The organism is Ruegeria sp. HKCCD6604 (genome assembly GCF_013110635.1).
GTDB lineage: Bacteria > Pseudomonadota > Alphaproteobacteria > Rhodobacterales > Rhodobacteraceae > Ruegeria.
Genome location: NZ_WVQW01000002.1, coordinates 82,042 through 102,630, shown reverse-complemented (window position 1 = coordinate 102,630; position 20,589 = coordinate 82,042). Strand labels below are relative to the sequence as shown.

The following is a 20,589-nucleotide window of genomic DNA, read 5'->3' as shown; positions in this document are numbered from 1 at the left end:
GGGAGTTCGCTCTATGTCACAGGCTATTCCAACGCTCCACTTGTTATGCGGCAAAATTGCTTCTGGAAAATCAACTCTGGCAGCGAGACTTGCGAAAAGTGACGGGGCCATGCTCATTTCAGAAGATGAATGGCTTAGCGCGCTGTTTGGGGATCAAATGAAGTCCCTGCAGGATTATGTAGACTGCGCTTTGAAACTGCGACTGGTCATGGGTCCTCACGTGGCTGCTCTGCTGAAGGCTGGCGTTTCGGCCGTTCTCGATTTTCCAGCGAACACAATTGAAAACAGGGCCTGGATGCGCGACCTGCTGGAAGACACTGCTGCGAAGCACCACCTTCACTTTTTGGATGTGTCAGATGAGGTTTGTCTGCACCGGCTGCACAAGCGCAACAGAGAAGGCGCGCATGCATTTGCAGCGACGGAAGATCAATATCGGCGTATTGCGCGGCATTTTGTGCCACCATCACCCGAAGAGGGTTTTAGCATCATAACTCACCGTCAGTAACACCAGACTTTCGAAATGTCGCGGCGGAGCTAAATGTTTTTCGGCCGCCTGCTCTGAGTCGACGATTGGCCAAATGTTTACAGTCAGCTTTCACTGGGCCTCAGGTACGGAGATTGCGTGACAACAAAAGATGTATCCCGGTGCGTCCTTCTTAAGTCATGGCAACGGCAACGCGGGCAGCGTCGTTCACATCGATTATCGGTAGTGTACGTCGCTGGCGGGCATGGGCAACACATCGGCAAATGCCGGCTCCAACAACCATTTCCAGAATAGTTTTGCGCCGACAATACAGCACGGGTGATGGGAAAAGGCACTGACTATTCTTCACATACGTTGTCACACCAGTCCCGGCTTGGTTTCACCTGATCCAATCATTTAGCGACTTCACGGATCTGGCGCATGGCCTCGTCCATACCCCCTGAAATAAGTCTGTAAAATGTGTTAGAAGACACTGTCATAAGATCGTTATGCAATACCGGCAACTATTCTCATTGCCAGCCAACTCGAAAGGTGACCCATGTCTTTTTCCAACCGCTCGTCAATTTCGCGTCGCCAATTTCTTGCAACAACAGCCGGTGCAGCGGCCATCACCTTGCATCCTTTTTCAGTTTTGGCATCCAACAATCAAGCGCATCTGCGCATCATGGAAACAACGGACATCCATGTTCATGTGTTCCCCTATGACTATTATGCTGACAAACCCCGTGACACGGTGGGCTTGTCCCGTACGGCCTCAATCATCAACGAAATTCGCGCTGAGGCGACAAATTCGATCTTGGTCGACAACGGTGACTTTCTTCAAGGGAACCCAATGGGCGACTACATCGCCTATGAGCGTGGCATGAAAGAAGGGGACGCGCACCCCATCATTACCGCGTTCAACACGGTTGGCTATGATGCTGCAACTCTGGGCAATCACGAATTCAACTACGGGCTGGATTTCCTGGAAAAATCACTCGCGGGCGCAGAGTTCCCGGTCGTTTTGGCCAATGTTTCAAAGACACAAGGCGCAACTCCGCGTGACGACAAAACGCTGATAAAACCTTACACAATCATCGACCGTGAAATCGAAATGGGTGATGGGACCAAGCACTCAATCAAAATCGGCGTCATAGGTTTTACGCCGCCGCAGATCATGAACTGGGACCGAAAGCATCTGGAAGGCAATGTTCAGGCCCGCGATATCGTCGAAACCGCGCGGGCATACGTGCCAGAGATGAAGGAACAAGGATGTGACCTAATCATCGCCCTTTCACATTCTGGGATCGGGGACGCCAATCATGTGGACGGTATGGAAAACGCCTCAGTCGTTTTGGCGGGTGTTGACGGAATCGACGCACTGGTCACGGGGCACAATCACCTTGTCTTTCCCTCGCCGACATTTGCGGACCGACCCGGCATTGACGTCGAAAAGGGCACCCTGATGGGTAAACCTGCTGTTATGGGCGGCTTCTGGGGCTCACATCTTGGGTTGTTGGACCTGCTGCTGGAACGGGAAGGAAATGAGTGGCGCGTGGTTACCACCACGTCCGAGGCCCGCGCGATTTCCAAACGCAATGAAGACCGCTCAATCACTGCATTGGTCGGAGACGATCAGAAGGTTCTCGACTCGGTTGCGAAGGATCACGACGAAACGCTCGCCTATGTCCGTCGAGCCGTTGGCAAAACATCTGCCCCGTTGCACAGCTATTTTGCATTGGTTGCTGATGATCCGTCTGTACAGATCGTTTCGATCGCACAGAAATGGTATGTCGAAGAAATGCTGAAAGGCACCGAGCACGAAGGATTGCCGATCCTGTCAGCGGCGGCGCCGTTCAAGGCGGGTGGTCGCGGGGGCCCGGACTATTACACCGACGTCCCGGTCGGGGATGTTGCTATCAAAAATGTGGCTGATCTGTATCTCTATCCCAACACAGTGCGCGCGGTGCGAGTGAACGGTGTTCAACTGCGTGGTTGGCTGGAGCGTTCGGCCGGTATGTTCAACCAGATCGAGCGAGGCTCAGAGGATGCGGTTCTTCTGAATCCAGAGTTTCCATCCTACAATTTCGATGTGATGGATGGCGTAACATACCAGATCGACCTGTCGCAGCCGTCGCGCTTTGGACCAAAGGGGGAAGAGGTGAATCCCGATGCGGCCCGAATTGTGAACTTGTCCTTCCAAGGCGAACCGGTCACCGATGACATGGAGTTCATCATTGCCACCAACAATTATCGTGCATCGGGTGGCGGTTCATTCCCCGGCGCATTGGGTGATACAATCGTGTTCGAAGCCCCGGACACTAATCGCGACGTCATCGTGCGCTATATTGTCGAACAGGGAACGATCAACCCAAAAGCGGACGGCAACTGGTCATTTGCTCCTTTAGAGAACACAACCGTGCTATTCGAGACCGGCCCAAAGGCCCGAGACTACATCGCCGATGTCAAAGGCGTTTTAATCGAAGATGCCGGAGATGGTGCAGATGGCTTCGCGGCATTCCGCATCAAGCTCTAGTGCAATCGCATGTGCGTACTTTGAGGAAGTCGGAAGTCAACGAAAGCAGCTACCATCAGGCTTAAGCTGAACGCCCGCATGCGACTTTCAAAGGCTATAAGCGGTTAGAAATGAACGTTTGATCTGGGCTCGGAGCAGTCCTCGTTGCGCAGTGCATCAGTGAATGCTCTGCGGACAAAGCCGCTGTTTGGTTCCGCCGCAAACGAGACTAAGACGCGGCGAGGGATTTGGGTATTTACACACCAATTCAACCAAGTACAGAAGCTCTTCGCGGAAACAAAAACGAGGTTGACAGCAAGCAAATGAGAATGGTCGCATGAGTTATAATCTGATTAGCTGGGAATATAGCCATGAATGTTCCTTTCAGTGCGACCTTATTCTTTTGTCTCTGTTTGTCCTCGACCTCTGCTTGGGCACAGGAAACCGCCGAGGGTGGACAAGTTGGTGAAATGACCATCTCGGGGGCCGACATGCATGCCCCTGCATCAGATGCGTTTTCGCCTTATGCAGGACGCGACTTTCCAACTAGACCTCTTTGGGGCGACACCCACTTGCATACATCGCTCTCACTCGACGCGCGTGCGTTTGGTGTACTTCTTTCGCCTTCAGACGCGTTTCGGTTTGCGCGTGGAGAAGAAGTAACTACTTCTCACGGCCTACGGGCGAAGCTGTCTCGCCAGCTGGATTGGCTCGTTGTTTCAGACCATTCAGACGCGATGGGCGCGATGAACGAGATCGTCGCGGGGAACGCAACTTTGATGGGCGACCCAACGTTACGTGACTGGAACGACAGGTTGAACCAAGGAGGGAATGTTGCCCTTGGAGCGACAATGGAGGTTATCGAGACTTTCGCTGGAATTACCGGTGAAGCTTTGCCGGAGGCGATTGCTGACCGTCGTTTCGTACAGTCAGTTTGGGATGACTTTACGGAAACTGCAGATGCTTATGCATCAACCGGGATCGTTTACCGCGTTTATCGGCTACGAATGGACCTCGACGCAAGGTGGCAACAACTTGCACCGCAATGTCATCTATAGGGACGACAGGATTCGGGCGCGGCAAATGTTGCCGTTTACGACTGCCGAGACATTCAATCCGGAAGATCTGTGGGATTGGATGGAAAGATACGAAGAAACGACAGGCGGGCGCGTCCTTGCATTGGCGCACAACGGAAATGTTTCTAATGGTTTGATGTTTCCTGTCGAGACAAACCCCGATACCGGCGAACCGCTCACAGGAGATTACGCGGAAAGACGCGCCAAATGGGAGCCACTGTACGAGATCACTCAAATCAAAGGCGACGGCGAGGCCCACCCGTTTCTGAGCCCAAATGACGAGTTTGCAGATTACGAAACATGGGACGTCGCAAACCTTGGCCCTGTCCCAAAAGAAGACTGGATGTTGCAGTACGAGTATGCTCGCGAGGCTTTAAAAAATGGCCTGAAGCTTGAGGCGCAACTTGGGACCAACCCTTACAAGTTCGGCGTCGTGGGATCCACAGACAGTCACACGGCTTTGGCGACAGCCCAGGAAGATAACTTTTTTGGTAAGCACTCGGGCGTGGAACCTGAGCCTGGGCGTTGGCAGCATGTTGTCGGCGAGTTTGAAGCGACCAAAATTCTGGGCTGGCAGATGGCTGCCTCTGGTTATGCGGCGGTTTGGGCCGAAGAAAATACACGAGCATCTATTTTCGACGCGATGGAACGTAAGGAAGTATATGGGACAACAGGTAGTCGGATCACGGTACGTTTCTTCGGGGGATGGGATTTCGAAGAAAACGACGCTCAATCGCGGCTTCCTGCGAAGATTGGTTATGACAAAGGCGTACCCATGGGGGCAGATCTACCGGAAGCGCCCGGTGATGCCTTAGCGCCAAATTTTCTCGTCGCTGCACTCAAGGATCCGTACTCGGGTAATCTGGATCGTATTCAGATAGTCAAGGGCTGGGTAACAGAAGACGGTGAGACACAAGAAAAGGTTTTTGATGTCGTCTGGTCCGGCGATCGGGATCTCGGCGCGGAAGGCAAGCTGCCGCCTGTCGGCAATACCGTGAACGTCGAAACCGGTACGTTCACGAACTCAATCGGATCGCCAGAATTGATAACCGTCTGGTCTGATCCCGAATTTGATCCGGAACAAAAGGCTTTTTACTACGCGCGCGTGCTTGAAATCCCCACGCCGCGATGGACGGTTTACGAAGCTATTCGGTTCGGCGACGAACTACCTGAAGAAGTACCGACATCCACACAAGAACGGGCTTATACTTCGCCCATTTGGTACACTCCGGAGGGATAGCACTTCACCAAAAACGCGCTCATGTTTCATGGCTAAAATGGGTTCGTTGTAGTCGTTCGCCCGAATATCGCGAGCGATCACTATTCGGACAAAGCGCCCCTTCGCTGCGGCTACGCCAATGGTTGCTTTGACGATTGCCGCATTATCAAAAACGGTCGAATTGGGTTTGAAGTGCGTGCACCGCCCTGAGTTGATCGATGTAAATCTTAGAATTCCCGGTCACGCATCCTTCATTGATAAGCGGGGTATACCGTGCTCACTTATTCCCAGGACTTTTACGGAGATAGTATCTCCTTCTGAAACTATCTCATTAGGATGCTCTAAGCGCGAGTTCGAGAGTTGTGAGACGTGGACAAGACCATCAAAAATCATCCCATCATAGGAGATTTGCGCATAAGCGCCAAAATCGACGATATGGATCACTTTGGCGGGCAAAACTCGATCCTGAAACTCGCTCAGAAGCCTCTCTTTGTCATATTGCCGCTGTGCCGTTCCCGGTTCTGGTTCTCCGCATTGTGGGCAGGATCGAGCCCTTCGACTGACTTCTTTGCCGCATGATGGACAGGCAATTAGGTTAGGCAAACGGCGAACCTCAAGGAGGTGAAACGGTTTGCATAGTCTCGGAATGGGAGCCGCCAGTGTCAACACATTCCTTGGGAAGATAAGTGCCCCGAACCCATCACAGTCTCTACTCAAAGTGGCAGAACTCAGGTCGGTTTGTTGCAAAAACGGTCGATTCTGTCACTTTTCGCACCATCACCGAAATCGTTCATAAATCTTGTGTCACGAACCATTGACAACATCGCTTTTGATTTTGTGACATTTTGGCCCGTTTTTTTGAGACCAGACGCTCGTGATCAATACAGCATCGGTCAATACGGGCTCGAAGCGTTCATTCGCTATAGAGCGTGCGGATGTCCGTTTTAACCGCGTTATATATAAATCCCGACACAAGAACATAGTAAAAACAAATCTTTCTTTGCGGAAGTTTTTCCCTTACGATTTCGATAAAATCTGGTGCCGCTGAAGAGCATCCAAAACTAAAATCTTGGAGCACCATGGAACACCCATCTTGCTCTAACCATGTCTGAAATATACATTTATTTGTTTCACGCCATACCATTCTGTACCACTATACCCCATATCTAGGGGTGGGTAGAAAGGTGGATATAGAATGGCACGGCCAAAACACAAACTTTCCAGCGCTGAACTCAAGGCTAAAGCCCCAGGCAAGTATTCGGACGGGGGCGGTCTATGGTTTCACAAGCGGCCCGATGGCGGCGCGCAATGGTTTCTGCGCTACACCCTGTTCGGGCGGCGGCATGAAATGGGGCTTGGCAGCTTCCCGGCGGTTTCGTTGAAAGCAGCGCGGCAAGCAGCCGAGAAATGGCAGGCGGTGGTGCGGGTTGGCAAAGACGCCATAAAGGAGCGGGGACGCCAGAGCCGCGAAGCTCAACGCAATCTCAACATTCTGGCCGACATCGCCAAAGACGCCTTTGAAAGCCGCAAGGCCGAATTGAAAGGCGACGGGAAGGCTGGGCGGTGGTTCAGCCCCTTGGAACTGCACGTTTTGCCGAAGCTGGGAAAAATGCCCGTATCGCAGATTGACCAGCGCGACATACGCGACACCCTTGCTCCGATCTGGCACACCAAGGCCGATACGGCGCGCAAAGCCATGAACCGCCTGTCTATCTGTATGCGCCATGCGGCAGCGCTGGGCTTGGACGTGGATCTGCAGGCGACGGAAAAGGCTAAAGCCCTATTGGGCAAGCAAAGGCACAAGGTGACCAATATCCCGGCCATGCCGTGGAAGGATGTGCCCGCGTTCTATCAATCCTTGGATGGCGGCACGACCGCTGAACTGGCGCTGCGCCTTCTGATACTGACAGCGGTGCGTAGCTATCCCCTGCGTTACCTGCACCTTGACCAGATCGACGGTGATATCTGGACAATCCCCGCAGAGGCCATGAAAGGGCGCAAGGGTGCGACAAGTGATTTCCGGGTGCCGTTGTCGAAAGAGGCCCAAAGTGTAATTGCTGAGGCCACTCCGTTTGCGAGAGATGGCTTCCTATTCCCCGGTGTCCGCAAGGGCGTGATATCGGACATGACCATGAGCAAGCTTATGGAGCGGCGCGGCATGGTGGAGCGTCCGCACGGGTTTCGATCCAGCTTCCGCGATTGGGTTGCCGAGGCGACCAATACCCCGCACGATATTGCAGAGACGGCGCTGGGCCATGTTGTCGGCGGAGCTGTGGAGCGGAGTTATCGACGAACGGATTTTCTTGAACAAAGAAAAACGCTAATGGATCGATGGGCGCGGCAACAATTGGCTAAAGCGGACCAGAAGATTGTACAGCTATGAATCGTTGCTTCTATATTAACCAAAACGACGGAAGTATTAAACCGACGGCTGTTCAAAGCCTCGATATTCTGGCGTTCTACGCATACGACGACAAAAGTGCGTTGCAGGCGCTTCAGCTTTTGCAATCAGAGTTTCATAGCCATCATTCTGACCCTAAGAATTGGCGTTTCAGCGATGTGACTCAGAGTGTATTGCACGCTCTAAATAAACGCTCTGCACAAGTGTATCTGTCTGGCATAGTTGCGTTGATAATGGCGCACTTAAATGAAGACGGCAGTCCAACAAGCATCAACGAAGCGAGTAAAATCGCATCTGAGCTAGCGTACAGCTCCGACAAGATACTGTTTAAGGTACCTAAACCCAACGGGTGGGATTACCAAGAGAAAGCTATTGTTGGAGACATCTCCACGATCAAATCCTATTTCCGAAAATACAGGTCAGCAGCACATATTTGTGCGGCAAAAACTCTTATCGGGGCTGATAGTGGGCCCTCACATCCTATGGTCCAACCACTGCCTAAAACACTCAAGTTGGTGTCCACCGTTTTGCACTATCAGCGAATTATCGAAGCTTGGCCTAGCGTATCAGACTGGAACTTATGGAAAGTGCAGTTTGAAGGCGGCACGATTGAGAACAGTTACCCACCGGTTACACCGTCCAACGAATTAGTAAGTCAGATACGTAGTTTGAGGCCTAGCTGACACGGATTATAGCAAGTGGGGGAAGTTGATAGTCCCCTAGGGGAACATCTTGTTTCCTTATTCCCCTATTCGAAAAAATGGCCGACCTTTTGTGTACCGCGCAGCACAAAGGAGCGTTCTCAGATGCGTTATCTCACCTTCCGCGACCTGCAAGAAAAACTCGGTGGCCGAGGCCGCACCACTATCTACCGCGACGTGGAATTGGGCCGATTGCCCAAGCCCGTGAAAATCGGTTCGCGCCTGTATTGGGCCGAAGCTGATATCGACGCTGCAATCGCCGCACATAGGCAATAAGACCCACCCCACCCAGACCTGGCGCCTGGGCGTGGGGCGGGAATGTTCTTTGCGGGAACGTCTGCACCATACGCCCAGCGCCTTGTTTGCTCAACAACGAAGGGCACACGGTTATGAGCAGCAATCAATGGTATTCAAACCAGAGACGGATTCTCTGGACGTGCAAGGCGCTATTGGACGAGCGCATAATTTCACACAAGACCGAAATCCGCGAAGTGAGCGTTTGGCTGGCCCTGATGACCCAGAAAGGGTGCAAGTAATGGCAAGGCCGTACAAACGTCAGAAAAAGGGGACTGGGCGTCATGTCCAGCTTCCTGAGTGGCTGCAAGCGTCTGAAGCCTGGGCAACCCTGCCACCGGGTCCAAGGGCGCTCTACGTCGAACTGAAACGCCGCTACAACGGATCAAACAACGGCGATATCATTCTAAGCCACCGCGACGCGGCAACGGCGTTAAACGTTCACCGCAACACGGTTGGCCCTTGGTTTCGTGAACTTCAGCAACGCGGGTTCATTACCATGACAAAATCCCCGCATCTTGGTCCGTCTGGTATCGGCAAGGCATCAGTCTGGGCGCTGGGCGAAGTGCCGACACGCGACGGAAAACCAGCAACGAAGCGTTTCGTGTCTTGGCGGCAAAAACAGAAGCCCCGCACAAAAAACAGGACACTCCGTCCCAATGGTTGTGACGGTTGGGTGGTGGTTGAGCCAGTTTGAATTGAGGCCGTCCTAAATACTGTGACGCCAAACCGGAAATTGATCCGAGAGGCGTCACAAGAAACAGGACACATATACATATAGCCATGGGGCTCAGCACGGGGGCAACGTCTGCTTTGACGTCCCTCTGACTGCTTATGTGCGGAACCGGACTTTGGTTTGAACAGGACCATGGTCCGAGTAGCGGACAAAGCGGACGTCCGCTGGGTCCGTTTGTAAAGGCCCAACAACGATGGTCGGCGTGTGTGATTCCTAAATTTGAAACAACCGTACTGCCAAATCAAAACCGAACACTTAAGTTTGCACCTAGGCCATGTTCTTGGCCATTGGATCGAACTGAATAACCATATCCTGCCGTTAGTCTGGCCTGCTCAGAAATCTGATAGCCCAGGCCAAGCCCGAGAACGAAGCCATTTGCTCCTCGATTTTGTCCGACTTGTGTAAATGTTCCGAACAATGGACTTGTGACTGTGATTTCGTGCTCACTGTCTTTGTTGGCAAAGAAGTCGTATTCGTATCGAGCAAAGGCGATTGGGGTGAGTAGCCCGTTGTCCGTCAAGAAGTCTTGTTGATAGTCAATCCCAATTGAAGCGACCAGAGACTCTGCGTTCGCTTTTTCAATCGAGTAGTTGAAATCACCACCGCCGGTCTCTGTGCCTGAACCTTGTTGAATACGCCCGTAGTTCAATCCAAAAACCGTAGAAACCCTTGTACCGCTATCCAGGCTAAACAACTTCCGTGCCTGGATACCAGCGTGGATGCCCTCTTGGTCCAAATCCGACTTTGCCTCGCCTCCCGTAAAACCATCAACAGAAGGGTTGTTCCGTTTGGCGTCCGTTTCACCGAACATGTAACCGATCAGCCCTGAGAACTCCCACGTTCCGGTTGTTGTACGCCCATAGACGCCTACGTGATAGCTGTCGGTCGAAAAGTCCTGATCGACTTGATCGTGCTCATCCATGGAGGACGTTCCGAAACCTGCATACACGCCGACCACACCTCTATTGGTACTTGCGACATCCGCTCCGACCAAAATGGTGCCCAGCGAATAGTCGAATGTCCCGAGGCCGTTACTTCCATCAACGTCCCCGCTCACATAGGCCGTGTCGATCCACCAACGCCGATCTGAGCAGTCTATTGCGCCGCTAGGGCTCTGGGCCAAGTCGATATCGCCTGCTGCAACGGGTTGATCCTCATTGCTGAAGCCAACTGCTTGATACTTGCGGCAGTCAGCGTGGCTCAGCACTGTGTTAGTTATCAGGTCAAGTTGCTCCAGACCAACGGTCAAATTGGAGGAATATGGTTCTGCGTGCACACGATTAAACCCAGCCAAACCTGAATTGGTAAGCGTGTTAACGGCATTGCCCAAATTTGTGCCGTTGGTCAGGTTGGTTCCAGGCGACGTGTTTGTGGTGTTGGCCACCGCACCAGCAAGGTTGCTTGCATTGGGCGATCCAACAACTGATGGATGTTGCGGTAAACTCGAAACGGGGAGGGTCGAAAACGCTATGTCGATTCTACCGTCCGCGGTTGGTGTGTTTGAGATACTCAGACTGGATAGGGCGGGCAGAGATCCCCCGGCAACAAGAGTTGGAGAGTTTCCATCAAAACTCGAAGCTTGAAAAACTGTGTAGGCGTTGCCAGCAGCATAGTCTTGTGCAGACAGACCAGGTCGAGCGGCTTCGACTTGTATGGTAGCGCGGTTAATCCCCGTCACTGGCCCGCTGGATGAAACCAAGTCGGCTTTCTGCCCGGCCGTCGGATCGACTTCACTTAAGATCCTTGACCCAGCTTCAAAGGCGATTCCGCCACTATTGTTGAGCGTACCAATTGAAAAGCCCGGCGAAAGCACCCCTCCGTTCTTAACCGTGAAGTTGAATGCGTTCACGGTTCCCGTTCCGGCCAGCGTGCCAAAATTCTCAAAGTTTACGGTGTTCAAACTGCTTGCCGCATCAAGCCGAACAGTCGTGCCTGCCGCTATCGCCATGTCACTGGTTGAAGAAATCGAACTATTCGTCAGTGTGAAATCAGAAGCCTCGGCAACCCGGGTTTGGATATAGTACGCCCCGAAAACCACTTCGGTAGCCCCTATAACGGTAAGGTTGTCGTAGGTTAACGGTCGGTCTGACTGGAAGTAAACTTCAGTGGGGTCGATATTCGCGCCGTTGAACGGAACGAACGTCATTGATCTGCCGGAACCAATCGAAGTTCCAATGAGGTTCACTCTAAGCTTCCCGTTGATGTTCGTAGCCAAGGCCTCACGAGAAACAAAGTCTCCGCTACCTGCCGCAACATCAACGTTTAGGAGAGTTAAAACTGAAGCATTGCTTGGAACGGTATTCTGGCCCGGGACATACAACTCAATTTCACCAGAGGACGTGATAGAGGAGTTTCCAATTGTAAGTCCTGTAATGGGTCCGTTTGGGATCGGCAGACACGTGCGTTCCGTCGTTGAAATTGTTTGATTAACGCGAGTGCTTTCAGATCCGGATGAATATTCTATCCGAGGAGAGCCCAATTCTACGCAACCCTGTGCGCTTTGGGCCTGTGCGTCGCCCGCCACTAACACATAAGCCAAGGCTCCCAGTGACAACTTAATAATAAATGCACGCTGAGCGTATAGTGCCGCAAGTGTCGGGCCCAGTGTTGCCATCAGCTTTCTCCTCTTACTTGATAAGCGAGAGTACACCCAATTGTGATACACGGTGAGTTTTGTGAAATGCTCAAAAAAGTCAAACGATTGACTGCTTTGGGCTCGGTACGGCCATTCGCCGCTTTTCGCATCGGTGGCCGCTCGCAGCCCAAACCGGACATTCGCAACTAAACTATGCAAATCCCCATAAGCGGGACAAAGTTACTGGTGAACCTTTCGCAAAAATGTCTCTTATCTGACGCCTAGCAGTTTTTCACTCAGACCCGCGCGGCGATCATTTCGGCAGCTTTTTCAGCAATCATAATCACCGGCGCGTTGGGATGTCCGGTGTTCATCTGCGGCATCACAGACGCATCGGCAACGCTCAACCCTTCAAGCCCGCGCACCTTCAAGTCGGGAGCAACGACGCAATCATCGCTTTGCCCCATCCTGCAACTGCCGACAGGATGAAAGGACGTCGACGAAATCTCGCGGATGTCCGCAAAAAGTTCTTCGTCGCTCTGGGCGTCCGCCCCCGGAGATATCTCAACTGGATTGAGCTTCGCAAAAGCTTCCTGTGACACAATCTTCCGCGCTTCTTTGATGATCGCGCGCATCAGATCGACGTCCGCCGGATCGCTAAGATATCTAGGATCGATAATGGGCCGATCCAATGGGTCGTTTGATGCAATAGTCACACGCCCTCGGCTCCATGGACGGGTCGGAAAACCAGAGATTGTGAAACCGTGGCGATCCGGTGGGCGATACTCCGGGGCTCCCAAGCTTATGAAATATGGGATCATAAGCAGTTCTATATCGGGAATATCGACATGAGGTCCGGATCTCAGAAATGCACCAGACTCAAAGTGGTTCGTTGTCAGGGGCCCGCGCGACTCCTCTGAATAGAGGCGCTCAACTTCCGCAGTTTGCTCAGAGCTTCGGCCAAAGAAGGTCAAGGGTTGATCGATTTCCCAACGGGCGCGGTAATGAAAGTGATCCTGCAAATTTTCGCCCACACCGGGCAGGTCATGCTTCACCGGGACGCCGACATTGTTCAACAGGTCTGCTGGGCCAACGCCCGAGAGTTGCAGGATCTGTGGTGAACCTATGGCGCCCGCTGCCAAGACGGTTTCCTGTGCAGTTGCATTGTTCAGTTCTCCCTTGGCGACATAGTTCACACCGGTCACAGAACTGCCCTTAAATTGCAACGACATAACCGTCGCGCCTGTCACAACGGTCAAGTTGGGGCGCCCCATCGCCGCGGAGAGGTATGTCTGCGCGGTGCCGCCCCGCCGGTTATCCTGCAAAGTCGCGGGGAAATAACCGCAGCCGTCCAGTTCCGTGCCATTCAGATCGCCATTAAACGGAATCCCGGCCTGTTGGCAGGCTTGGATAAATGTCTCGGTCAAGGGCGACCGTTCACCTGGCTTGGTCACAGTCAGCGGGCCACCGTCTCCATGGATCGACGGATCTCCATCGACTTCCCAATTCTCAGCCTTCTTGAAATAGGGCAGCACACCGTCCCATCCCCAGCCCGTTGCGCCCATTTGGGACCAAGTGTTGTAGTCTGCCGGATGCCCGCGCAGGTATATCATGTAGTTAATCGAACCAGTGCCGCCGATACATCGACCGCGCGGATAGGCGATCTGGCGTCCCGAAAGTTCGCCCTGCGGAGCTGTCCGAAAGGCCCAATCGAAGCGTGTATTAGTGAGAGCGCCAAATTTTGCGGGTGTGGAAACCCGGGGGTCGTCGTCCGATCCACCGGCCTCTAATAGCAAAACGGAACGCTTTACATCTTCGGTCAAACGAGCGGCGAGCACGCATCCTGCACTTCCGGCGCCAACGATAATAACGTCAAAACTATCCGTCATGACAAAACCCCAAACTACCAATCCGGAAAGAGTGGCGGACAGTCTGCCCTTTATCAAGCAACACATTTTGCGGAGGTTGGGTATGTCCGCTTTGGGCTCTATCCTGACGGATCAGTCGCTGAGGCTGAATAGCGGCTTTGTCCGCAAAGTGGCCGTTCATGCCAAGTGAAGCGAACGACTGCTCTGAGCCCAAAGCAGACCTTCAATTCCAAGCAAGGTGACTTCCGAAATGCTGACAAAGCTGTCGTTGGTTGTTTAGTTTTCGATCTCCGTATTCTACAGGGTGGTGCCCTTTGCAAAGATGCTCTGACACAACCTCTCAATCCGTAGTGTTTGGATTTGAAGCGACGGAAGGACAACTCTCAATCGCTTCGCAAATGCAGTCCACTGATCTAAGGTTATAGAAAAATCAACAGCCTCATGTGGTGTGACCATGAATCCCGAACAAATATTTGCCGTCCTGTCTGCTTTGCTTGGAGAGCCTTCTGATCCGACGGCTTTTGAAGCTCAATTCGTGGGTGGAGCCGACACGCGCTATCCGGTCGAAATCACTCCGTGCTCGCGCCCCGTGGTCCCTGATGAGATTGACGGAGAAACTGTAATCTGCGGTATCGTGGCAGTACCTGAGGACCACAGAGATGCTCAAAGCAGGACCCTGGACCTGAGCTTCATCGTTTTCAAGGCTCATTCGCTGGCACCCGTGGCAGACCCGGTTGTCTACCTTCACGGGGGACCGGGCGGCGGTTCAGTTGAATCTGTGCGCTCGCTCAGTCTGTTTTTTGACCATTTGCGGGGGCGAAGGGACGTCGTGGCGTTCGATCAACGCGGCGTCGATGCAAGTGCCCCGGATATGGATTGCTTCGGGACTCTGGCAAAAAATCTGGAGCCAATCGTCGATCAGTTGGGCGGGGCTGACCTACCTCAGCTTGAGACGGCACTTGTTCGCGACTGCATTTCGGAATTGACCGAACGAGGCTTCGATCTTCCGCAGTTCAACACGACCCAAAATGCTTTAGATGTGCGAGCTGTTATGTCGGCTCTTGGCTACGCTGAGTACAACATTTATGGCGTTTCATATGGCACCAAGCTCGCGCTAGAAGTCATGCGCTCTGCGCCAGCGGGTGTGCGTGCGGTCGTTTTAGACAGCGTCGCCCCACCCCAAATCGCGCTTTACGACACTCTGTTCGTCCCACACACCGAGGCCATTTTTAATACGTTTGCACCGTGTGAAGCGGATCCTGTCTGTGCGGAGGCGTATCCCGATATAACGCAGCGGTATTTTAACCTCCTTGAAGACTTAGAGGCACGTCCATTGGAGGCTGCGGGGATCGAGATATCCGGGCAAATGCTTTTCAGCATTTTTTCCGGCAGAAACGATTGGTCCGACCCAACGATCCGGGGCTTCACCACTTACGCGCCCGCACTGGTCAGAGAGCTTGAGGACGGAACGGTCGACCTCATCACACAAATCATCAACGGTGACCTTCCTCCCCAGCCCTCCGCAGAAACGTTGTTGGCGGGTACGTTGGACCTGAGCGCCGATGAAAAGGCTCTGGCGCAAGCTGCAATCAACGCCATGTCGCAAATGGAAATTGCTTCCGACACTGCGTCCTCGGCTTTGGAGCAACTTGAAGCGGATCGCGACCGAGATCTAGAACCGGCCTCCTTGGGAGAGTTCTTTGACGATGCTCTTGAAGATGCTCTGGCCGGGTTGCCTGATCGAGCGGATCGTTTGGCGTTTGCGCAAGACTATCTAAACCTACGGTTTGAAACGCCGCGTGCTGGAGCGTTGCTGGACCTAGTCCGCGCCCATTTTAATGAAGCGACAGCAGGACGGTTGGCCTCATTGATCGCTTTGCTCGGCCCCGAAGATGTCGAGCGCGTTTTCAACTTGATCGCAACAGATAACGCAGCTTTGCAAACCATTATGGAGGGTGAATTCGAGCTATTGCTCTACGCTTGCCAGGAAGATTTTGTGGACGGTTTCAACTCAGCGGCGGGATTTGGCGCTTTGGTAGCAGAGTTGGGCTACGGTCCATTGATGACAGCGGCTCTAGCTGAAATTCCGAGCCTATTTGCAGATTGCAGTGAGTTCACACCAATACCTCGAGACAACTATCTTGAACCCGTGCTTTCCGACATCGCGGTACTGGTCCTGTCTGGTGAGATTGACACACAGACCGCATCTTCCTGGGGTGGGCTAGCGGCAGACACTTTGCACAACAGTCAGTCGTTCCTGTTCCCGGAAACAGGGCACGGGGCCCTTGTTTTCAGCCAATGCGCCCGCGATATTGGTGAAGCGTTTCTGGAAAACCCCGGGGCAGGCATCGATAGCACATGCGTCTCGGATCTAAGGCTACCGTATTTGATGCCGGACGGCAGCTTGCATAGTGTCGAGAATTGAAGACTGCGTAAGCAAATGGAGACTCCAATGAAGGCCCTGATCACAGCAACGATTTTGGCGGTTGGCTTTGCATCGTCTGCCCATGCATTTGATCGTCAAACGACTGACGCGCTTCAACTGTGCCACGACTATTTGTGGGATGTACCCAAATATGCTGACCTGCCAAACGCCGCGATTTCCGTATTTCCGGGCATTTTGAACGATCAAAGTATCGTCGTTTTCTGGAATGTGTATTGGGACGACCCAACAGTGCGCGCAGCTGGTAACTGCACGATCATTGACGGCGCGGTGAAGGGTTTTGAAGATTATCTGGCGCAGGAATAGGACAAGACCCTTGCCGTCTTTTGCAAAAACGTGGCGCGGGTCGGAGACTTTATGAAGCGGTCAGCGTTTCTCTGGCTAGCGGCTGCTCTTCTTATAGCGGCGGGCACGACCTGGCTTGTATCTCGCCCTTTTTTACGGATTGAAACACTCAGAGACTTGGCGGAGGCAGTACCGCCTGAACCGGCGCTCCTGAACGCATCAGAGTTGGAGCAACGCCTTCTGGCAGTCGGCCTTCACCCGACCGGTCTGCTAAGCGATCTCGGCGTCGATGACCACCTGGCTCGGCTGGAAGCCGACAAGGTCGACGCAGCTACACTGAGCGCGTATGCCGATGCCATAGGCGAATTGTCGGCAGTCAGCGCGGATCGCGGTCAAGCCTTGCCGCCGACGCTTTGGGATGTGAGCACGCCAGCGCTTCGTGAGGCGGGCTGGACTGTATACACACTCACCGAAGCAATGGCATCAGATGCCGGAGCAATTCACGTCGCACTTCTATCTGATGCTTACGCGGCTTTTCTCGAGCGCAAGCCCAATGCATTGGAAGGCGCATTGGCGCTGCTGCCGCTTTCCCGTAACTATGTCGAAACGCTGCCAGAGAGTGCGCGAGCAGAGCGTGAACGCCATGCCAAGACAGAGGGACAGGCCACTCTGTTGATCTGGCAAGCTCTGTTATCAGGCACAAGCAGGTACAATCCCTTAACGCACCGCCCCCTGTGGAGCCACGGCTACATCGGCCACTTTAGTGTGCCGCACATCCATCAATATGCAACGGGCGAAGGCCTAACCGCGAGCCAGGTTTGGGGAGTTGACGGGTTCAATCCCGCGTTCGTCGGCCCCCCTACCAATAGCAACCAAGTGGAACATTTGGGCATTAGCGCATTGCTACAGGGCGTGGCGCATGTGCCGGGCGCAGTCTTAGCCGCCACTGAAGCATTCGAAGTCTTCGTCGATCACGATGACCCAGCCGCTGCCCGAGCGGATAGGGCATTGAACGACGTCGTGAGAACAGTACTTCTCCCCCGCATGGAGGAAGATCCGAACGCGCTGGTCTCTGCATTGACTAAAGCACTCCAATAGCGTTGCCACTTTGTCAGGCCAACTTTGATGCCGTTATCCGCATTATCGAGATAGTCTGTTTCTTTATCCTGGGCGGCAGTCCGGAAGCGGACATTCGAAATAGGTGCAGCAATCTGCCGCTTTGGGCTCAGACCGGTCATCTGACGGTTTCAGTAGGTCATTGAGTCGGTTCAATCGGCATCAAGGTCAGCAAGGCGGACTCTTCGGTCATTCGCGTGCAACACCAGTGTCTATCTTGACCCTTGGCAAATGGCTCAGGCCAGATTGTTCTTGTGAACTTTGCCGTTCTTCATAATCACATCGAAATTGTCCGCAGAGGCCATGACCGTAAGGTCGGCAATCGGGTCTCCGTCCACGAGCAGAATATCGGCGTAGGCTCCGGGTTGGATGACACCGACTGGACCAGCCTGGTAGGGATTACGCGGGCCGGTCAGGTCCCAAAGCTGTCCATTCAGACCTGTCGCCTGCCGCAGAATCTCGGCGTTGCTGAACCATGGCGTCCTGAGCTGCAATTCCTCCAACTGCGTTGCTTTCGTTTCCCTCGATCCGACGAAGTCTGTTCCGAGTGCAATCTTGGCGCCAGATTCTCGCGCTAGTCGAAGCATGGCATCGAGACCATCAAACGCCATCTGTTGGCGCTCTGCTTGGGCGGGCGAGAACCCTGCCGGAATGTCTGCCGCGAAGAAGCCAACCTGGGTTGAAAGCCAGACGCCTTTTTCCACGGCCAACTCCATCGACTCGGGCGTCATGAGGTTGCAGTGTTCGATACATTGGTAACCTGCCTCAATAGCCGCCCGAACCGATGTGTCCATGTATGCGTGCGAGGTCGCGTAAGTGTTCCAACGTTTGGCCTCGTCTACTGCCGCTTCGAGTTCTGCCGGCGAATACTCGTTGATATCCAATGGGTCGTAGAGGCCGGTCACGGCGCCACCTGAAAAGACTTTGATGAAGTGCGCACCCTGCCGAAACTGCTCGCGTGCAGCCGCCAGAACTTCAGGAACTCCGTCTGCAAAAAGTGTGATCCCAAGTCGCTCCGCTTCCGTGAACGGCGGCCCGCCGAAGGCTCTCGGACGCACAGACCGCGGCCGAAGGTCGCCATGACCGGCGGTCATTGAGATCGCAGCGTTTGACGCCTGAATACGCGGGCCGGGGTGGAGGCCTTCGTCTATGGCGCGAGCCAAACCGAGAATGCCGCCACCGGTATCTCGAACACTGGTAAAGCCACGCATCAGGGTGGCTTCACTTTCGCTCAATGCCAATGCAGCAATGTAATCTGGACGTGCCGTCAGGAAGCCAGCTGGGTCCTGGTTCCACTGTAGGTGTACGTGCATGTCGAGGAGCCCCGGCATCAGGGTCCGCCCATCCCCATCGATGCGCGGCACCTCTTGCGCAGCATCGGCAGCGGGCGAGACATCCTTGATCACTTCCCCTTCGACAAGGACGTTCGTGAGCTCGGTCAATTCATCGGACATCCCGTCATAAACACGCACGTTCGTGAAGAGCGTGGCATCCGGGGCTTGAGCACGGACTCGCGCCGGGACCAGCGCCAGCGCAGTGGTCGATGCGAGACTGGACAAAAATGCGCGTTTGGTGATCATAACTTACCCCTCAAGATGACGAAGAAGTTGTTGAAGGCTACCTCAGGCGCGCGTGTAAAACCATCCGGTAAACCCGATGAAAAGGGTGACGTAAGGTATAGAGTTTTTAAGGCGTTGAACTGCAGGTCATCCTGCTTTGCAAGAACGTCCGCTTCGGGCTCGAAGCGGTCATTCACTGGAGAGAGTTTGGACGTTCGCTTTGAGTGCGTTGTACAAATACCGACATAAGAACATAGTAAGAACATCTCTTTCTTTGCGGAAGCTTCTCCCTTATGATTTCGATAAAATCTGGAGAAGCAGATGGGCGGTATTGGAAGTGGTCGGCACTGGCATTGGGGAGCAAAGAACACGACTTCCGACTATCGCAGCATCGATGCGCGGCGCTGGGCGCGTGAGGGCTTTCTGACGCCTGGACGACGCTTTTCATGGCAATGGTCTATCGAAGGCAAAAAAGTCGCCAGCATCGATGTACTGGCAGAGCATGGGTGTGTGAGACTCATCTATCGCAGCCGAGACCACGGCGACGAGTGGGAGAGCCTCGACTACCCGGTGCGATTGCTTTCTCAGCCTTGTCATTACGGGGGCCATCGCTACTGGTTCGCTTGCCCAGCGCGCGGTTGCGGTCGACGTGTCGCTAAGCTCTATGGTGGGCGTATTTTCGCGTGTCGTCATTGCCACCAACTCGCATATCCGTCCCAGCGAGAAACTACTTTTCAACGTAACCAAAGTCGTGCTGATAAAATACGCGAACGCCTGGGTTGGTTGAACGATCCGGATCTGATGGAAGGAACGAAGCCGAAGGGGATGCACTGGCGCACGTATTATCGCCTTGTTGCGGAGTTGGAGCATTGGGAGGAAATGTCGAACAAGTCGCTGCTGCGATACTTGGGTAGGCTGGCAGTTAACCTTAAGGCAACGTGAACTCAGAGCACTTCGGGGGGCGGTGAATTCTTCACCGTGCTTCTTTCGCTAGACCCGCCGTTCAGGCTTTCGCGTGCTTCCGCAGTTCAACATTTGTTTACACCAACAGTCACCAACCTTCGGAATCCCTAAATATCCATCGGAAAACGCGGACACGGTGTTACAAAGGGTGGATATCGGGGTGGATAGAAAGGGCAGGAAAACTGATAATACCTTTTAAATCAAATATTTACATCTGAGATTTGGTGCCGCTGAAGGGACTCGAACCCCCGACCCCATCATTACGAATTTTGGCGTCCATGGGTTGGACGTGACCGGCTCAAACCGCCTCGATTTGGATAACGCACTACAAATATTTGATTAATTCCGGTCCAGGTCTTGGATTGTGTCGGATGG

General features: G+C 53.5%; 17 protein-coding genes. 13 read left to right on the top strand and 4 right to left on the bottom strand.

All coding sequences use genetic code 11. The features are described from left to right. The first annotated feature begins 13 nt into the window (after positions 1 to 13). The 4 genes from GS614_RS08530 to GS614_RS08520 all read left to right on the top strand — a co-directional run bounded on the left by GS614_RS08530 (position 14) and on the right by GS614_RS08520 (position 5,294). On the top strand, positions 14 to 505 hold the full coding sequence (locus tag GS614_RS08530; protein ID WP_171726019.1) for an ATP-binding protein: 492 nt from the start codon (positions 14 to 16) through the stop codon (positions 503 to 505). 517 nt (positions 506 to 1,022) lie between these two features. After that, positions 1,023 to 2,999 carry a bifunctional 2',3'-cyclic-nucleotide 2'-phosphodiesterase/3'-nucleotidase gene (locus tag GS614_RS08525; RefSeq protein ID WP_171726018.1) on the top strand — a complete coding sequence of 659 codons (1,977 nt, stop codon included), beginning with the start codon at positions 1,023 to 1,025 and terminating at the stop codon, positions 2,997 to 2,999. 350 nt (positions 3,000 to 3,349) lie between these two features. Beyond that, positions 3,350 to 4,036 (top strand): DUF3604 domain-containing protein, encoded by a 687-nt coding sequence (locus GS614_RS22115; RefSeq protein ID WP_253285326.1) that lies wholly within the window; start codon positions 3,350 to 3,352, stop codon positions 4,034 to 4,036. After that, positions 3,939 to 5,294, top strand: a complete 1,356-nt coding sequence (locus GS614_RS08520) for a DUF3604 domain-containing protein (protein WP_253285325.1) — start codon at positions 3,939 to 3,941, stop codon at positions 5,292 to 5,294. Before GS614_RS22115 ends, GS614_RS08520 begins: the two co-directional genes overlap by 98 nt. A 219-nt stretch (positions 5,295 to 5,513) precedes the next feature. Here GS614_RS08520 and GS614_RS22435 read toward each other — a convergent pair whose 3' ends face one another. Further along, positions 5,514 to 5,717 carry a S1 RNA-binding domain-containing protein gene (locus GS614_RS22435; protein ID WP_371809393.1) on the bottom strand — a complete coding sequence of 68 codons (204 nt, stop codon included), beginning with the start codon at positions 5,715 to 5,717 and terminating at the stop codon, positions 5,514 to 5,516. Between GS614_RS22435 and GS614_RS22110 the strand changes: the two genes are divergently transcribed. The 5 genes from GS614_RS22110 (at position 5,643) to GS614_RS08495 (ending at position 9,366) form a co-directional block, all read left to right on the top strand. Further along, complete coding sequence (locus GS614_RS22110) at positions 5,643 to 5,852, top strand: hypothetical protein (protein ID WP_171616948.1); 210 nt, start codon at positions 5,643 to 5,645, stop codon at positions 5,850 to 5,852. The two genes, GS614_RS22435 and GS614_RS22110, sit on opposite strands and share 75 nt — an antisense overlap. 616 nt (positions 5,853 to 6,468) lie before the next feature. Continuing rightward, positions 6,469 to 7,656: a site-specific integrase gene (locus GS614_RS08510; RefSeq protein WP_171120897.1), complete on the top strand. Its 1,188-nt coding sequence runs from the start codon at positions 6,469 to 6,471 to the stop codon at positions 7,654 to 7,656. Then, positions 7,653 to 8,357 (top strand): hypothetical protein, encoded by a 705-nt coding sequence (locus tag GS614_RS08505; protein WP_171233360.1) that lies wholly within the window; start codon positions 7,653 to 7,655, stop codon positions 8,355 to 8,357. The genes GS614_RS08510 and GS614_RS08505 overlap by 4 nt, the downstream gene beginning before the upstream one ends. 123 nt (positions 8,358 to 8,480) lie before the next feature. After that, positions 8,481 to 8,651 carry an AlpA family transcriptional regulator gene (locus tag GS614_RS08500; RefSeq protein WP_171120901.1) on the top strand — a complete coding sequence of 57 codons (171 nt, stop codon included), beginning with the start codon at positions 8,481 to 8,483 and terminating at the stop codon, positions 8,649 to 8,651. Positions 8,652 to 8,778: 127 nt separating this feature from the next. Continuing rightward, positions 8,779 to 9,366, top strand: coding sequence for a hypothetical protein (locus GS614_RS08495; RefSeq protein WP_253285324.1), 588 nt, complete (start codon positions 8,779 to 8,781; stop codon positions 9,364 to 9,366). Positions 9,367 to 9,646: 280 nt separating this feature from the next. Here the strand turns inward: GS614_RS08495 and GS614_RS08490 are convergent, their stop codons facing one another. Both GS614_RS08490 and GS614_RS08485 read right to left on the bottom strand, forming a co-directional pair. Then, positions 9,647 to 12,019, bottom strand: coding sequence for an autotransporter outer membrane beta-barrel domain-containing protein (locus GS614_RS08490; RefSeq protein WP_253285323.1), 2,373 nt, complete (start codon positions 12,017 to 12,019; stop codon positions 9,647 to 9,649). A 257-nt stretch (positions 12,020 to 12,276) separates the two neighbouring features. After that, positions 12,277 to 13,869, bottom strand: a complete 1,593-nt coding sequence (locus GS614_RS08485) for a GMC family oxidoreductase (RefSeq protein ID WP_171726016.1) — start codon at positions 13,867 to 13,869, stop codon at positions 12,277 to 12,279. A gap of 433 nt (positions 13,870 to 14,302) precedes the next feature. Here GS614_RS08485 and GS614_RS08475 point away from each other — a divergent pair, with 433 nt between their 5' ends. Genes GS614_RS08475 through GS614_RS08465 form a run of 3 tightly spaced genes read left to right on the top strand, consistent with a single transcriptional unit; the run spans position 14,303 to position 17,674 of the window. Further along, positions 14,303 to 16,273, top strand: a complete 1,971-nt coding sequence (locus GS614_RS08475) for an alpha/beta hydrolase (protein ID WP_171116954.1) — start codon at positions 14,303 to 14,305, stop codon at positions 16,271 to 16,273. A gap of 27 nt (positions 16,274 to 16,300) precedes the next feature. Further along, the gene (locus GS614_RS08470; RefSeq protein WP_170660744.1) at positions 16,301 to 16,597 is read left to right on the top strand and encodes a hypothetical protein; all 297 of its coding nucleotides are present in this window, start codon (positions 16,301 to 16,303) and stop codon (positions 16,595 to 16,597) included. 51 nt (positions 16,598 to 16,648) lie between these two features. Next, positions 16,649 to 17,674: a hypothetical protein gene (locus GS614_RS08465; RefSeq protein ID WP_171116952.1), complete on the top strand. Its 1,026-nt coding sequence runs from the start codon at positions 16,649 to 16,651 to the stop codon at positions 17,672 to 17,674. 254 nt (positions 17,675 to 17,928) lie between these two features. Here the strand turns inward: GS614_RS08465 and GS614_RS08460 are convergent, their stop codons facing one another. Continuing rightward, on the bottom strand, positions 17,929 to 19,272 hold the full coding sequence (locus GS614_RS08460) for an amidohydrolase family protein (protein WP_171172662.1): 1,344 nt from the start codon (positions 19,270 to 19,272) through the stop codon (positions 17,929 to 17,931). A 300-nt stretch (positions 19,273 to 19,572) separates the two neighbouring features. Here GS614_RS08460 and GS614_RS08455 point away from each other — a divergent pair, with 300 nt between their 5' ends. Further along, positions 19,573 to 20,193: a hypothetical protein gene (locus GS614_RS08455; protein ID WP_171726015.1), complete on the top strand. Its 621-nt coding sequence runs from the start codon at positions 19,573 to 19,575 to the stop codon at positions 20,191 to 20,193. Positions 20,194 to 20,589 lie beyond the last annotated feature (396 nt).

Bases quoted from the DNA above. Each gene is read 5' to 3' on its own strand.
- GS614_RS08530 (WP_171726019.1), top strand. From the start codon at position 14: ATGTCACAGGCTATTCCAACGCTCCACTTGTTATGCGGCAAAATTGCT.
- GS614_RS08525 (WP_171726018.1), top strand. From the start codon at position 1,023: ATGTCTTTTTCCAACCGCTCGTCAATTTCGCGTCGCCAATTTCTTGCA.
- GS614_RS22115 (WP_253285326.1), top strand. From the start codon at position 3,350: ATGAATGTTCCTTTCAGTGCGACCTTATTCTTTTGTCTCTGTTTGTCC.
- GS614_RS08520 (WP_253285325.1), top strand. From the start codon at position 3,939: ATGCTTATGCATCAACCGGGATCGTTTACCGCGTTTATCGGCTACGAA.
- GS614_RS08510 (WP_171120897.1), top strand. From the start codon at position 6,469: ATGGCACGGCCAAAACACAAACTTTCCAGCGCTGAACTCAAGGCTAAA.
- GS614_RS08505 (WP_171233360.1), top strand. From the start codon at position 7,653: ATGAATCGTTGCTTCTATATTAACCAAAACGACGGAAGTATTAAACCG.
- GS614_RS08500 (WP_171120901.1), top strand. From the start codon at position 8,481: ATGCGTTATCTCACCTTCCGCGACCTGCAAGAAAAACTCGGTGGCCGA.
- GS614_RS08495 (WP_253285324.1), top strand. From the start codon at position 8,779: ATGGTATTCAAACCAGAGACGGATTCTCTGGACGTGCAAGGCGCTATT.
- GS614_RS08490 (WP_253285323.1), bottom strand. From the start codon at position 12,019: ATGGCAACACTGGGCCCGACACTTGCGGCACTATACGCTCAGCGTGCA.
- GS614_RS08485 (WP_171726016.1), bottom strand. From the start codon at position 13,869: ATGACGGATAGTTTTGACGTTATTATCGTTGGCGCCGGAAGTGCAGGA.
- GS614_RS08475 (WP_171116954.1), top strand. From the start codon at position 14,303: ATGAATCCCGAACAAATATTTGCCGTCCTGTCTGCTTTGCTTGGAGAG.
- GS614_RS08470 (WP_170660744.1), top strand. From the start codon at position 16,301: ATGAAGGCCCTGATCACAGCAACGATTTTGGCGGTTGGCTTTGCATCG.
- GS614_RS08465 (WP_171116952.1), top strand. From the start codon at position 16,649: ATGAAGCGGTCAGCGTTTCTCTGGCTAGCGGCTGCTCTTCTTATAGCG.
- GS614_RS08460 (WP_171172662.1), bottom strand. From the start codon at position 19,272: ATGATCACCAAACGCGCATTTTTGTCCAGTCTCGCATCGACCACTGCG.
- GS614_RS08455 (WP_171726015.1), top strand. From the start codon at position 19,573: ATGGGCGGTATTGGAAGTGGTCGGCACTGGCATTGGGGAGCAAAGAAC.